Source organism: Azotobacter salinestris (assembly GCF_009363155.1).
GTDB classification, from domain to species: domain Bacteria; phylum Pseudomonadota; class Gammaproteobacteria; order Pseudomonadales; family Pseudomonadaceae; genus Azotobacter; species Azotobacter salinestris.
The window spans coordinates 4,620,375-4,634,676 of the sequence record NZ_CP045302.1 but is presented as its reverse complement, the minus strand read 5'-3'; the positions used below and the strand labels follow the sequence as shown (position 1 = coordinate 4,634,676).

10 protein-coding genes are annotated in these 14,302 nt (G+C 63.5%); 4 read left to right on the top strand and 6 right to left on the bottom strand.

Annotated features, from left to right (window positions below):
* Window positions 1-38: 38 nt before the first annotated feature.
* Entirely contained in the window at window positions 39-2,192 is a 2,154-nt protein-coding gene (locus GCU53_RS21950; protein WP_152389469.1) for a hydantoinase/oxoprolinase family protein, read from the bottom strand.
* Between the two features lie 669 nt (window positions 2,193-2,861).
* Here GCU53_RS21950 and GCU53_RS21945 point away from each other — a divergent pair.
* Together GCU53_RS21945 and GCU53_RS21940 are read left to right on the top strand one after the other, a co-directional pair.
* On the top strand, window positions 2,862-3,203 hold the full coding sequence (locus GCU53_RS21945) for a hypothetical protein (protein WP_208845382.1): 342 nt from the start codon (window positions 2,862-2,864) through the stop codon (window positions 3,201-3,203).
* Between the two features lie 1,778 nt (window positions 3,204-4,981).
* Complete coding sequence (locus GCU53_RS21940) at window positions 4,982-6,661, top strand: tetratricopeptide repeat protein (RefSeq protein WP_244306910.1); 1,680 nt, start codon at window positions 4,982-4,984, stop codon at window positions 6,659-6,661.
* A 135-nt stretch (window positions 6,662-6,796) separates the two neighbouring features.
* On the opposite strand, the gene GCU53_RS21935 is transcribed toward GCU53_RS21940, so the two are convergent.
* Window positions 6,797-7,324: a host-nuclease inhibitor Gam family protein gene (locus tag GCU53_RS21935; RefSeq protein WP_244306908.1), complete on the bottom strand. Its 528-nt coding sequence runs from the start codon at window positions 7,322-7,324 to the stop codon at window positions 6,797-6,799.
* A gap of 581 nt (window positions 7,325-7,905) precedes the next feature.
* Between GCU53_RS21935 and GCU53_RS21930 the strand changes: the two genes are divergently transcribed.
* Window positions 7,906-9,093, top strand: coding sequence for an acetate kinase (locus GCU53_RS21930; protein WP_152389468.1), 1,188 nt, complete (start codon window positions 7,906-7,908; stop codon window positions 9,091-9,093).
* A gap of 123 nt (window positions 9,094-9,216) precedes the next feature.
* Window positions 9,217-11,355 carry a phosphate acetyltransferase gene (pta, locus tag GCU53_RS21925; RefSeq protein ID WP_152389467.1) on the top strand — a complete coding sequence of 713 codons (2,139 nt, stop codon included), beginning with the start codon at window positions 9,217-9,219 and terminating at the stop codon, window positions 11,353-11,355.
* 551 nt (window positions 11,356-11,906) lie between these two features.
* Here pta and GCU53_RS21920 read toward each other — a convergent pair.
* The 4 genes from GCU53_RS21920 to GCU53_RS21905 form a co-directional block, all read right to left on the bottom strand.
* A complete protein-coding gene (locus GCU53_RS21920; RefSeq protein ID WP_152389466.1) occupies window positions 11,907-12,107 on the bottom strand; it encodes a YodC family protein in 201 nt (66 codons plus the stop codon).
* Window positions 12,108-12,627: 520 nt separating this feature from the next.
* Entirely contained in the window at window positions 12,628-13,305 is a 678-nt protein-coding gene (locus GCU53_RS21915; RefSeq protein ID WP_152389465.1) for a polysaccharide lyase family 7 protein, read from the bottom strand.
* A gap of 28 nt (window positions 13,306-13,333) precedes the next feature.
* Window positions 13,334-13,777, bottom strand: coding sequence for a holin family protein (locus GCU53_RS21910; protein ID WP_152389464.1), 444 nt, complete (start codon window positions 13,775-13,777; stop codon window positions 13,334-13,336).
* Complete coding sequence (locus tag GCU53_RS21905; protein ID WP_152389463.1) at window positions 13,774-14,250, bottom strand: hypothetical protein; 477 nt, start codon at window positions 14,248-14,250, stop codon at window positions 13,774-13,776. Before GCU53_RS21905 ends, GCU53_RS21910 begins: the two co-directional genes overlap by 4 nt.
* Window positions 14,251-14,302 lie beyond the last annotated feature (52 nt).

The window sequence follows — 14,302 nt, the reverse complement described above, 5'->3', positions numbered from 1 at the left end:
AGGTTCCCTCTTTCTTCTTGTCGTTTTGGAATCCGGGCTCAGCCGCGGGCGCATTCCTTGAGGTGGAACAGGCGGTGCTTGTCCAGGTAGGTCTCGAAGCCCTCGGGCACCACGAAGGTGGTGGAGTCGGACTCGATCACCGCCGGCCCGACGATGCGGTTGCCCGGCTGCAGGGCCTCCATCTGCCAGATGTCGGCGTCGACCCAGCGCTTGTGCCGGTAGAACGGCCGCTTGCCGAGGTGTGCGGCCGGTTGCGGCTGCGGGCCGGCCTCGGGGTCTTCGGGCAATACCGGTTTCTGGGTGGCGACCAGGCCGCGCATGATCGCCCCGGTGACCGAGAAGCCCAGTTCCGGGGAGCGCGCCGAACTGGCGTAGACCCGCGCGTAGGTGTCCTCGAAGGCCTCGGTGATCTGCTGCCAGTCAGCGGCGGAGGCTGCCCTGGCGATCGGCGAGGTGATCTCCAGGTCGTTGAGCTGGCCCATGTACTGCATCCGGTAGCCGGGCAGCAGGGTGACGTCCTCGGCCTTGAAGCCGTTGATCACGAACTCCTCGATGACCTTGGCCGCCAGCTCGTCCCAGGCCGCCTGGATCACCGCGCAGGCCTCGGCGCAGGCGGCTTCGCCGCTGTCCGGCGCCAGGGCGATGTCGACGCTCTTGTCGTAGCGGTACTCGAAGTCGGCGCAGGCGCAGCCGAAGGCCGAGAAGCCTGCCGCCCAGGCCGGCACCACCACGTCCTTGAAGCCCAGGCCCTCGGTGTAGCCGTAGGTGTGCACCGGGCCGGCGCCGCCGTAGGAGAAGCAGACGAAGTCGGTGGGGTTGTAGCCCTTGGCGCTGATGTTGGAGCGCAGGTACTCGTGCAGCGACAGGTCGAGCAGCTCGATCACCCCGGCGGCGGCCTCCTCCACCGACAGCCCGAGCGGCCCGGCGATCTGCGCCTGGATGTGCTGGCGGGCACGCTCCACGTCGAGCTTGATGGTGCCGCCGAGGAAGTTGTCCGGGTTGAGGTAGCCGAGCACCACGTGGCAGTCGGTCACCGACACGGTGTCCAGGCCGCTCTCCGGCCAGCAGGTGCCGACCCGGTAGCCGGCGCTGTCCGGGCCCAGCTTGAGCGAGCCGCTGTAGGGGTCGAGGCGCACGAAGCTGCCGGCGCCGGCACCCACCGAGTCCATCGCCACCAGCGGCAGGGACAGCACCAGGCGGGCCATGTCCGGGTCGGAGGCGATGGCGAAGTTGCCCTTGGTGATCAGCGCCATGTCGAAGGAGGTGCCGCCGATGTCCGAGCAGGCGATGTTCTCGTAGCCCAGCGCCTCGCCGAGCAGCCGGGAGCCGATCACCCCGCCGATCGGCCCGGAGACGATGGTCCGCGCCAGCTCCTTGGCCTTCCAGGAGATGGTCCCGCCGTGGGTGGCCATCACCCGCAGGTCGAACTTGGCACCATGCTTCTTGAAGCGCTCGCTGACCTTCTGCAGGGTCTGGCGCGACGGCTCGGCGGCGTAGGCCTCGAGGATCGTGGTGTTGGTGCGGTGGCTCTCCTTGCGCGAGGGGTAGTAGTCGACCGAGGCGAACACCGGCAGGTCCGCGCCGAGCCGCTTGAGCTCCTCGCGGCACACGTCGCGGGCGCGCTTCTCGCTGGCGGGGTTCTTGTGCGACTGCAGCAGCACGATGACGATCGCCTGGGCACCGGCCTCGACCAGCTCGCGGGTGGCCTGGCGCACCTCCTCCTCGCGCAGCGGGATGACGATCCGGCCCTGCACGTCGGTGCGCTCGGTGACCCCGCGGGTCCGCGAATAGGGCACCAGCGGCGCGTCGTAGCGGTGGGTGTTGAGGTGCAGCCGCTCTTCCAGGGCGTAGCCCAGGTAGCTCTGGATGGCGCGCCCCATCGAGTGGGTCTGTTCGAAGCCCTTGTTGACGATCAGGCCGACGTCCAGCCCCTTGCGCTGCACCACCCGGTTGAGCATGGCGGTGCCGGAATAGACGCAGGTCACCAGCTCGGGGTAGACGTCGTCGACGCCCAGCTGCCAGGCGGACAGCGCGTCGATGGAGGAGTTGTAGATGGCCAGGGATTCGTCGGCAGGGTTGCTCTGCGCCTTGCCGACCACGAAGTTGCCGTCCTCGCGGACGAAGAAGGTGTCGGTCATCGTGCCGCCGGCATCGATGCCCATCACCTGGACTTTCGAGCGTTGCATGTCCATGGGGTTCTCCGTTGTTGTTCGAATTGTCGCGGTACAACCTTTCGAGACCGCGCGTCCTTGCCTGCCAAAAGGGCAGCAGTCGCGGCTCACCAAGCAACGGAGCAAGGCCTGGGCCATGTTCGGAGAGGATATTTAACTTATTGAAATAAAAGATTTATTTTTTGATTGCGCATCTGCCGAGGCGAGTACAGGCGTCCGATAGCCGAATGGCGTCGTCCTCGGCCGTATGAGTTTCGGACACGATTTTCAACACTCCCCGTCTGATGGCCAGCCGGCGAATGCAGGGAACTGTGGGCGTGATGGAAAGCGACGGAGAAATTGACGGGGAATACAAGAGGTTGCGACAAGCAGTGCGGCTGTTCGCTTGAGGCGGCTGGCCTGGACTTCGCCCGCCACGCGGGGGTTTTGATTCTTTCTGGAGGCTGATGGCCCCGATTCGCTGCTCGGGGCCATCCATTGATCCTGTCGTTTACCAGAAGACTAGTGGCTGACCGGATCAAGCCAGCAGGTCGTCAGGGCTCCATGGTTCGGTCCTGAACGCACGGCCTACCTGTTGCGGCCCGGTTGGTTCTGGTCTTCCTGCCGAGACTGGTTCTGCCTGCGCTGCTCTTCCTCGGTCAGGTTGCGCTGTTGCCCCTGTTGCCCCTGTTGCCCACCCTGATGGCCTTGTTGAGTGCCCTGCTGGCCTTGTTGGCCGCTTTGCTGGCCGCCCTGTTGGCCACCCTGTTGGCCACCCTGATGACCTTGCTGGGTGCCCTGCTGGCCTTGCTGGCCGCTTTGCTGGCCGCCCTGTTGGCCACCCTGATGACCTTGCTGGGTGCCCTGCTGGCCCTGCTGGCCCTGCTGGCCGCTCTGTTGTCCACCTTGATGACCTTGTTGGGTCCGGTCTTGATTGCTCATACCTTGTGCCCCTTGGCTCTGATTCCAGTCCTGATCGCTTGCACGCTGATTCAGGTTCCGCTCCTGGTCCTGGCTGCCGGCACGCTGCCCTGCGCTCTGGCCTTGCTGTGACTCGCTACCTCCCTGCCGTCCCATGTTGCCTTGTTGACCTGGTTGTTTTTCAGTGGCCATGATGAACTCCTTACATAGTACGTAGTTCAGGTTTTCGGGCGATCGTTGGCTCATGGGCTTGGTTGATTGGTTCTGCCTTTTCCTTGTTCAAGCATCTCCCTGACACGTTGGCTGCCCTTCACTGCCTCGCCGCCCTCGTATCCGATTTCCTATGGGGAAATCGTGGTTGTGAACCGTCCATGTGGCTTTGGCGCTTTTGCGGCCCGCCTCATCGACGGTCAGTGCGCAGTTGCTTTGGTGCAACTCCCCCAGACAATCTTCTGAACTTTCATGTTCGTTCTGTGATTATCACTGTGCCTGATGAGCTCTCAGGCATACCGTCCGCCTCTAGTATAGTCATCTTTTCACCGAATCAAGTTTCCGACACAAAAAAGGCGGCTACACCGCCCCTTATTTCTCTATTTCTCTATTCGTCTTTCTCTGCCACACCCGAGCAGAGCCAAAATAATCGATAAATTAATAATTACGCCTGGCAGCCGTTACAATCGGTGAAACCCGGCCACCGTCTTTATTTCTGCTCTACCCCGGAGCCTCTCGCAAGCACCGATCCAGCAGATTTTCCGTCTTGCGCTTGTCGATAATTTTGAAAATAGGGTAGCCATCAAAGTTTCCCCATGACCGACGAACGGACGAACAGATGCAAATTAATAGATCAAAGGTATATTACTGAGCCTTTATAGCAGCTTATGTAATGAAGCTCGCCCGGGGTCGACCACATGCGAGCCAAGGCGTCCGCATCAGGGCAGACATTATCCGGAGCCCCGGTCATGCGCAGATGAGACGCCTGCCCCTCTGGCTCGGGCCGCAGGGGCTGAAAAAGCCGCCAGAGCATGCCAGGGAGCACCGCTGGGCCGGGCTGACGAACCAGACACATCAGAGCCTCCAGAACTCCGGTACGGCTCCAGACAAGGACAGCCCGGGAGCATCGACCGCCTCTTCGGCTGAGTGCAGGGATGGTCGAAACCTGTACAAGCCACGATTAGTTGACGAGTTCTCATGTCAATCCGGCCCTACTCTTTGGAAGTGCAAAGAATCTGCAGCAGCATTCTTGTGATTTCGAAAACATCACTCGCGCCAACGAATTCCGACCGATCATCGAACTATCGCAGATCACAGAACCATCAAGTCCTGCATCAGCAATCTTCGCGACATACCGTACAACTATAGAAATCGTGACCACCCCATCCGGACACCAAACATCAGCCTCCTTTTGAGGGCAAATTCCTCGACACCAGCATTGCCGAACATATAAACCCAACCACATCGGCCAATGACTCGAATATCGCACGATAGAGCGCCAAGGGGTCTTGCGCAGGCCGACGGCACTAGCAGCCAAGAGCCAAATACTGCATTACTGCCTCAAGCACATTACTGGTCTTAGTAAGAATCCGACGACATCGAAAACAATCGATCGAGCCACAGTCATCCCTATGCTCCCTGGATAATAACGAGTGCACTTCGGCCAGTTTTCCGCGCCGGCCATACAGCATCGAATCCAACCTGCCATGAAACCAAATAAAAATCTCTCCAGGCAGATCGATCCGCCAGAAGACTGCATACTCTTTTTCGTACGCTATATTCTTCTTCCAGACATCTTTAGCGAAATAAAGACAATCCTCCGACAGTCCATTCATCGACCAGGCAATTCCATGGGAGGTGCAGAACATATGCCATGTCATGCGCGCCTGCTGCAGAGCCGCCTGGAAGGGAGCGATACCGTGAGCATCCGGATCACCAGAGTTCTGCCCGTCCTGCCCTCCTTCGGTCGCCACTTTCTCGCCGCACTGGGAGCAGCCCTCGCACTGGGCATCGCACCTTCTGCCCTTGCCCAGGCCGAAGGCACCGCTGTCCCGCTATACGACAATCTCGGCAACCATCATTACGGCATCACGACCGGCGTCCCCCTGGCACAGCGCTATTTCGACCAGGGCTTGCGGCTCTACTACGCCTTCAACCATCAGGAGGCGACCCGCGCCTTCGAGCAAGCTGCCCGGCTCGATCCGGAGTGCGCCATGTGCTACTGGGGGATCGCCCTGGCGCATGGTCCCAATATCAACGCACCGATGGACGCCAGCGCTGGGGCCGCCGCCCATGCCGCGATCCAGAAGGCCCTCGAGCGCAAGGCCAGTCCGAGGGAACAGGCGCTGATCCGTGCCCTCGCGACACGCTACGCCTCGCCCCCGCCCGACGACCGGGCCGCCCTGGATGAAGCCTATGCCCGCGCGATGCGCGAGGTCGTTCGCCAGTACCCGGAGGATCAGGAGGCGGCGACCCTCTTCGCCGAATCCCTCATGGACCTGAGCCCGTGGCAGTACTGGACTCAGGACAGCCAGCCACGGCCGAATACGCCCGAGCTGCTCGCCCAACTGGAGCGGGTGATCGCCGCGAACCCCGATCACCCGGGTGCCTGTCACTTCTTCATTCACGCGGTCGAGGCGGCACAACCCGAGCGTGCGGTGCCATGCGCGGAGCGGCTCGCCGGGCTGATGCCCGGCGCCGGTCATCTGGTGCACATGCCCGGACACATCTACGTCCGCGTCGGGCGCTACGAGGATGCCATCGAGGCCAACGAACATGCGGTGCATGTGGACGAAACCTATATCCGCGACCAGAATCCGGCATTCGGCATCTACATCGCCGGCTATTACCCGCACAACTACGATTTTCTGGCCTTCGCCGCGAGCATGATCGGCCGCAGCGGGCAGGCGCTGGGCGCCACGCAGAAGATGGCCGAACTGGTGCCGCAACCCATGCTGCGGGAGCCCGGCATGACCTTCCTGCAGCATCACCAGACGCGCCAGCTGCAGATGCTGGTGCGCTTCGGGCGCTGGGACGAGATCCTTCAGGCAGAGGCTCCGCCGCAGGACCTGCCCCACGCCCGCGCCCTCTGGCACTACGCCCGGGGCCGGGCGCTGGCGGCGCGGGGCGACGTACCGGGCGCCGAGGCGGAGCTGGCACAGCTGCGCGCCACGGCACAGGATCCGCGGATGGACTCGCTGCGCCTGGAGTTCAATACTTCGGGGGCAATCCTGAAAATCGCCACGGAAGTGCTGGCCGGCCATATTGCCGCCAGGAAGGCGGATTTTCCCGGCGCGATCGACCATCTGCGCGCAGCGGCCCGTCTGGAGGACGGCCTGGTCTACGGCGAGCCCCCGGAATGGACGGTGCCGGTGCGCCAGGAGCTCGGTCCGGTGCTGCTCGCGGCGGGCCGGAACGAGGAAGCCGAGCAGGCCTATCGCGAGGACCTGAAGCGCTTCCCGGAGAACGGCTGGTCGCTGCACGGACTGGCCCAGACCCTGCGTACGCAGAACCGCAGCCAGGAAGCGGACGCCGTCATGGAGCGCTTCCGCAAGGTCTGGGCAGGCGCCGACATGCAGTTGGCAGCGGCGGCACGCTGATCCTTGGCGGGAGTCTTGGCTGCCATAAAGACGGTCGACTGCCGCTCCAGGCGCCATGCCCTCCGGCGATCCGGGCCCGGCATGGCACAGCAGCAGCCTGCGCCCTGAGCCAACGCCGGGAAGGGTGCGATTCGATCAGGCGACCTCTTCGAGCTTGCTCCCGAAGGGCACGATGACGAAGTCCTCGCTCTGCTCGATCTTCACTCCGGCAACACCGGAAACCACATCCGGCTCGGCGAGCATGGCCTCCTTGTTCAACTGCTCCTTCACACGGATGAAGCGCGTCAGCCCCAGACGCTTGAGGGTTTCCAGAACGTTTTCGACAGATTGCAGGGTCACTCGCGGCGGACGCATGCGCCACTTGATTTCACCCGCGGCGAAATCATAGAACTTGGTCTTGCCGTTTTTGGTCAGCTCCGAGCGGTGCGCCTCGCACCAGGTATGCACCCCCTGGGTCAGCTCCGCGAGCTGCTCGTTGAGGGGGGTGGCCGCCTCTTCGAAACGCAGCCTTACCTTGGCCAGCTCATCGTTCATGTCGGCCTGCATGCGCGCACGCTCGCGCTGGAGCAGACCGATCCTGGCAATCGCCTCGTTCACTTCATCACGACTTTGAGGGACCGGAAACTGGGCCGCATCGGCCTTCACATGAGTAGCTTTTGCCATGACTGCTCCTCCTGCCTCCAGCATTTCAGCGAAATCGAGCCGAACCGCCTGAGCGTCGTGCCCAAGGCCGACGATCCAGCCTCTCTTGAGCAAGCATCTTGTGAATTCGAGCAAATTTCAGCTTGTTTCATGAACCAGGCCACGTCAAACCCTGCAGCAGGCCTGCCGCTGACGCTGGATTGCCCGCAGGCCGGGCAAGACGCGATCTGCGCGCCCATACGCATGGCTGCCCTGCCGGGTTGCGCTCCTTGCCTTGTCCGCCGAACGCCCGTGCAGGACCTTGATAGGGCTGCGGCTGCGCCGCTGTACAGCGACACCGATCGGGCACATCGGTCAGCGCAAGAGCGGCACCTGCCGGTACATCCCCGGGCTCGGATCGGCTCCAATGCCCTGCCCTCGGACAACTGTCCGCCAGGCGCCCGATTCGACTAAAGCAGAACGGCAAAGCCCTGTTTTGCATGGCATGATGGCGCAACCCCTGATTCGTCCATGTTCCACAAGAACGCCGGACCCAATCCAATTACAAAAATTGTATGGCCATCGAGTGTAGTGGCCATGCGCGACATGTTTCAGGAGTCTCAATGTCCGCCCGCAATATTCTGGTGATCAACTGCGGTAGCTCGTCTATCAAGTTCGCCCTGGTCAACGAAGCACAAACAACCTTCCCCCTGCAGGGACTGGCCGAACGCCTCGGCAGCCCGGAAGCAGTCCTTCATCGGCAGTTTGGCGACACCAAGGAAACCCTCAGCCTGCCAGGCGCCGATCATCAGGCAGTCCTGGGCAAGATCCTTCCGCTGGCCCAGGAAGCTGCCGGCGGCCAGCTCAGCGGCATCGGCCACCGCGTGGTACATGGTGGCGAGCACTTCACCGAAGCCCGCCTGATCGACGACTCGGTGATCGAAGGCATCCGCACCAGCGCCCAGTTGGCACCGCTGCACAACCCGGCTCATCTGATCGGCATTGCCGCGACCATGTCGCTGTTCCCCGATCTGCCGCAGGTCAGCGTGTTCGATACCGCGTTCCATCAGACCATGCCGTCCCACGCCTACCGCTATGCCGTGCCGGAATTTCTGTACAAGGAACACGGCGTGCGCCGCTACGGCTTCCACGGCACCAGCCACCGCTACGTCAGCAAGCGAGCCGCCGAGATGGCCGGCCTGCCGGTGGAAGACAGCGCCTGGCTGTCGGCCCACCTGGGCAACGGCTGCTCCACCTGCGCCATCGTCAACGGCGAGAGTCGCGATACGAGCATGGGCCTGACCCCGCTGGAGGGCTTGGCGATGGGCACCCGCAGCGGCGATGTCGACCCCAACCTGCACAGCTACCTGGCCCGCACCCTGGGCTGGAGCATCGAGCAGGTCGATCGCATGCTCAACCACGACAGCGGCCTGAAGGGGCTGTCCGGCCTGTCCAACGACATGCGCACCCTGTCCGAAGCGCGCCTGAACGGCCATCCCGGCGCCATTCTGGCCTTCGAGGTGTTCTGCTACCGCCTGGCCAAGTCGCTGGCCAGCATGGCCTGCGCCCTCCCCAAGCTGAACGGCTTGATCTTCACCGGCGGCATCGGCGAGAACTCGGCCGCCGTGCGCGAGCGCACCGTGGAGCACATGAAGCTGTTCGGCTTCCAGCTCGACGCCGAAGCCAACGCCCGCTGCACCCGCGGCGTGGCCGGCGAGATCCAGGCGGACGGCAGCCCGCGCGTCATCGTGGTACCGACCAACGAGGAGCGCCAGATCGCCCTGGACACCCTCGCCCTGCTCGGCGCCTGATCGAACACCCGCACAGGCGGGAAGCAGCAATGCAACGGAACCCGACGACCATCATGGCGTCGGGTTTCGTCATCCTGACTTCCCGCCGGCATCACGCTTTCTACAGTCTGAGCAAGAGATCCCATGCACACTCTGTTTCTCGCCCCCACCGGCTACGCCGTCGGCCTCAACTCCATCAGCCTCGGCCTGATCCGCGCCCTCGAACAGGCCGGCCTGAAGGTCGGCTTCTTCAAACCGATCGCCCAGCCCTTCCCCATCGACCAGGGCCGCGAGCGCTCCTGCCTGCTGGTCGAGCGCACTCTGGGCCAAAGCACGCCCGAACCGATACTGCTGGATCAGGTGGAGCGCCATCTGGCCAACGGCGAAATCGACCTGCTGCTGGAGGAGGTGGTCAGCCGCTATCAGCAGGCTGCCGCCGGCAAGGACGTGGTGATCGTCGAGGGCGTGCTGCCGACCCGCGACAGCGACTACTCCGCGTACCTCAACCCCCTGCTGAGCAAGAGCCTGGATGCCGAAGTCATCCTGACGGCCGTCCAGGACGGCGACAACCTCAAGCAGCTGGCCGAGCGCATCGAGATCCAGGCCCAGCTGTTCGGCGGCGTCAAGCACCCGAAAGTGCTCGGTGCGATCATCAACAAGATTGATAGCGAGGATGGCGCTGCGGCTTTCATCGAACGACTCAAGAAGCATTTGCCGCTGCTCGGCAGCGCCGACTTCCAGCTCTTCGGCGCCATTCCCTTCGCCGAGGAACTGAACGCCCTGCGCACCCGAGACGTAGCCGAGCTGCTCGGCGCCCAGGTGATCAGCGCCGGCGAAGCCGACCAGCGTCGGGTGAACAAGATCGTCCTGTGTGCCCGCGCCGTGCCCAGCACCGTGCCACTGCTGCAGCCGGGTGTGCTGGTGGTGACCCCAGGCGATCGCGACGACATCATCCTTGCCGCCAGCCTGGCCTCGCTCAACGGCGTGAAGCTGGCCGGCCTGCTGCTGTGCAGCGACTTCGCGCCGGATCCGCGCATCATGGACCTGTGCCAGGCAGCCCTGAATGGCGGCCTGCCGGTGATGAGCGTGACCACTGGCTCCTATGACACAGCCACCAGCCTGTTCGCCCTGAACAAGGAAACCCCGGCGGACGACATCGAGCGCGCCACCCGCGTCACTGACTTCATCGCCAAGCATCTCCATCCGGAGTACCTGCACTCCCGCTGCAGCCTGCCGCGCGAGCTGAATCTGTCGCCGCCGGCGTTCCGCTACCAGTTGGTCAAGCGCGCCCAGGAAGCCAACAAGCGTATCGTCCTGCCGGAAGGCAACGAGCCGCGCACCATCCGCGCCGCCGCCATCTGCCAGGCGCGCGGTATCGCCCGCTGCGTGCTGCTGGCCCGTCCGGAAGAAGTCCAGGCCGTGGCCCGCGAGCAGGACATCACCCTGCCGGCCGGCCTGGAGATCCTCGATCCGGACAGCATTCGCGCACAGTACATCGCCCCGATGGTGAAGATGCGCAAAAGCAAGGGCCTCACCCCAGAGATGGCCGACGAGCAGCTCAAGGACACCGTGGTGCTCGGCACCATGATGCTGGCGCTGGACGAAGTGGATGGCCTGGTTTCCGGTGCCGTGCACACCACCGCCAACACCATCCGCCCGGCCCTGCAACTGATCAAGACCGCCCCTGGCTACAACCTGGTGTCCTCGGTGTTCTTCATGCTGCTGCCGGATCAGGTGCTGGTCTACGGCGACTGCGCGGTAAACCCCAACCCGAGCGCCGGCGAGCTGGCTGAAATCGCCCTGCAGAGCGCCGAGTCGGCCGTGGCCCTCGGCGTGCATCCGCGCGTGGCGATGATCAGCTACTCGACCGGCGACTCCGGCAGCGGTGCCGAGGTGGACAAGGTCCGTGAAGCCACCCGTATTGCCCAGGAGCGCGCACCCGGCCTGCCGATCGACGGCCCGCTGCAGTACGACGCCGCCTCCGTGGCCAGCGTCGGCAAGCAGAAGGCGCCGAACAGCCCGGTCGCCGGCCAGGCCACCGTGTTCGTGTTCCCCGACCTGAACACCGGCAACACCACCTACAAGGCGGTACAACGCAATGCCAACTGCATCAGCGTCGGCCCGATGCTGCAGGGTCTGGCCAAACCGGTGAACGACCTGTCGCGCGGTGCGCTGGTGGACGACATCGTCTTCACCATCGCCCTCACCGCGCTTCAGGCTGCCAGCATCACCAAGCAGAAGCAGCAGAAGGCACTGGAGCAGGACCTGCTGATCGAGGCCTGACAGGCTGACGAAAAGCAGGCTCGAGAATCACGTCTGTCAGCGCTATCCGGTCGGCCATGCAAGCTCCGCAAGGTGTGTGCATCTGCCCAATGCCGACCGGGTAGCGACCTGACTCATGGTCGGTAGCGGCCCGAGTGGGCTCGCCGCGGGGAAACCGGGACGCAGGAGGTGCCGTATCGGTATCAGTGCAAGTTTGCCGCTGACCATGGGATTGCCATGCATGCAACCTCGCCTGCGCCGCAGGCAGAGCAAGGCAACTCCGACTCGCCTCATCCCGACGCAAGCTCAGGTCGCCATCACCCCGGCAAACCCGCTCATGGCAAGATGGATACGTCGGCAGTATTGGTGAACAAGGGCTAATGTCCAGACAGCAGGGCATCGAGCAACATCCCTGCGATTGATGCCTGCACAAGGAGCGTCACGTCATCGAGTGCCTGCTCGGCAAGCTGAAGTGCTATCGCCACGCGTCTTGAGAAGAAGGCCAGCCACGTCAAGGAAATGCTGGCCTTTGCCACTGTTCTGCCGTGATTACGCCGACGCAACAACAGAACCTAAGGCTCGACCTTCTCCAGCACCGCTACATCGAAGACGTGCTCCTGGGGCTTGCCCCCCTCGAACCAAATGCATTTCGCCCCCTTCTCCGGCCCATGCGCCAAACCTTCGGCATAGTTGCCGATACTCTCGACCGTCATCGCCGGCCCACCGCTCTTCAACGCAACGATATCGCCCTTCACAAACTCAAGCCCAGTCATTTTTCCGCTCCCTAAGAATGGCTGAGCTTCAAGTATGGAGCGGGTTTCGCAAATCAGCTCTCGCACATGCGTCGATGCCGAACCACGGCCACTGCGACTACCCCATCCAAGGGCCAAGGCTGGCCAGACAGAACACCATTGCCATTCCGCCGCGGAAAGGATCACGGCGGCTGAATATGAAGTTAAGGCAAAAGCCGGCGTGTAAGTTGCCATCAGGCATCAACCCGTGTTGGCAACCACCAGAAACGACAAAGGCCGGTCTTTTTGGAACCGGCCTTCCTCACTGAATTTGTTGGTCGGGACGGAGTGATTCGAACACTCGACCCCTTGCACCCCATGCAGGCCGGGACGTCTGCAGGCCACGCTACAAGCCATGTCCAACGGGCGCTCGCTGCAATCGAAGCCCAACGAATCCCAACGGCGAGTAACAAAGTTACTTGGAAAGTCACTCGCCCTCCAGTCAGGCGCCACGCCTCCCTCCCCGCCCGTCCGGGCACCTCAATCCCCCCCCTTTTGATCGTCACGGCCGCTTAACTTCGAGGGTATACATCACACCACGGGAGCCGTCGGTGGGCAGGGTCAGCGACGTGGCCTCCTCCTGGTTATAGAGCCCGGCCTTGAAGTAGAGCAGCTTGTCCTTCCAGCTCGAATCGAGCTGAACCGTCTTAGTCCCGGAACGGGTGCCATGTCCGACGATCACAGTCACGTTGCCGTCGGGGGCTACATGGATGGAGTAGGTGAAGCACTCGCCAATGGGCACGCTGTCCAGCACGGTCACGCCCACGTCCGCTTCCTGGTTGTAAGTGATGCGGTACATCAGGCGCAGCTTGCCGTTGTTCCACACCAGCTTGATCGGCGGGCGATTGTTGTCCTTCACATGGATCTGCCCGATGCACACACGCCCGTTTGGCGTGACCTGCTGGAGGGTCAGCGCCGCGCGCAGATACTGTTCGCTGTATTGGCCCAGCTTCCAGTTCTTCAGGGTTGTGCCGCCGGGGACGATCTCGCGGAACTCGGTGCGCGTCTTCTCGCTGTTCTCCGTCGTCGCGCCCTTGGTCGGCGCCCAGAGAGCATTCTCGCCATTGTCCAGGATCGAGAAATACTCGTTGGACGGCAGATTAGATGGCCAGTAGGTGACTGCTTCACCGTCTGAGGTTACTTCAGGGGTGACAAGGTTGAAGCAGGAAAGGTCGATCATGGGATCTCCTATATATAGTGGGTGGTGGTTACTTCGGAGCGATGGCGTTGATCCGCTTCCAGCGGTCGGCAGTGCGCAGGGTGCCCAGGCCGAGCAGGCCGAACACCAGCTCGAACAGCACCTCGTCGAGCGAGGGCAACGGCGGCACCTCCGCGGCGCCGGCCACGGTCAGCAGCCAGGGCAGCAGCGGCCTGATCAGGAACTCGTAGGCTAGGCCCGCGACGCAGACGTAGCCCGCCATCGGACGCCAGCCGGCCTGGAAGCCCGACTGGCTCGCCGCCTCGACTTCGTTGATCTTCGCCTGAGCCAGGTTGACCTGCAGGACTGCGTCCAGATCCCTGAATGCTCCCTCCTGCTGGAGCCTGAGCAGCTCGAGCTGGGCCCTGGCCTTCTGTTCGGGATCGGGGATCAGCCGGTCGAGCAGGCCGGCGACGGTTGGCAGCAGGGCCGTGGCGGTGGCAAGCAGGGTCATGCCAGCACCTCATCCATCGCCTGCGCATAGAGACGGTCCCAGCTGTGCCGGTGCGGCTTGCCCGGCCGCCAGGTCCGCAGGTACAGATCCCAGGCCTTGCCGACCTCACCCACCGCCGGCAGCGGCGCCGGATCGGTCCACAGCAGCAGACGAGCGAAGGCGGCGGCGAGGATGTCGTCGTGCTCGAGCGCGGCATAGACGGCGCTCGGCACCGGCGCGATGCCGCGGGCCTCGCAGATCGACAGCGCACGCGGCCGGCTCAGCGGGTGCTGCAGCACACCGCGCACGCCACCGCCCTGCTCGAACTGCCAGAGGCCACGGGCAGGCCCGCCGACCTGCCGGCGGTGCCGGAGCGCCGACTCCTGCAGCCCGATGGCCAGCAGCATCACCTCGGCCGCCGGACTGGTCATTCGCGCAGGCAGCAGCGCGAGCGCCGGGGCGATGGCCGCGGCGCGGATCTCGGATAATGTCATGGGGTCTCCAAAGACGAAAAAACCGCCGGCGGCGGTCTGGTGAAGGTGTTGC

What these genes read in the sequence shown, in the direction of transcription:
- GCU53_RS21950 (WP_152389469.1), bottom strand. Translation starts at nt 2,192, where the DNA reads ATGGACATGCAACGCTCGAAAGTCCAGGTGATGGGCATCGATGCCGGC.
- GCU53_RS21935 (WP_244306908.1), bottom strand. Translation starts at nt 7,324, where the DNA reads ATGGCAAAAGCTACTCATGTGAAGGCCGATGCGGCCCAGTTTCCGGTC.
- GCU53_RS21930 (WP_152389468.1), top strand. Translation starts at nt 7,906, where the DNA reads ATGTCCGCCCGCAATATTCTGGTGATCAACTGCGGTAGCTCGTCTATC.
- pta (WP_152389467.1), top strand. Translation starts at nt 9,217, where the DNA reads ATGCACACTCTGTTTCTCGCCCCCACCGGCTACGCCGTCGGCCTCAAC.
- GCU53_RS21920 (WP_152389466.1), bottom strand. Translation starts at nt 12,107, where the DNA reads ATGACTGGGCTTGAGTTTGTGAAGGGCGATATCGTTGCGTTGAAGAGC.
- GCU53_RS21915 (WP_152389465.1), bottom strand. Translation starts at nt 13,305, where the DNA reads ATGATCGACCTTTCCTGCTTCAACCTTGTCACCCCTGAAGTAACCTCA.
- GCU53_RS21910 (WP_152389464.1), bottom strand. Translation starts at nt 13,777, where the DNA reads ATGACCCTGCTTGCCACCGCCACGGCCCTGCTGCCAACCGTCGCCGGC.
- GCU53_RS21905 (WP_152389463.1), bottom strand. Translation starts at nt 14,250, where the DNA reads ATGACATTATCCGAGATCCGCGCCGCGGCCATCGCCCCGGCGCTCGCG.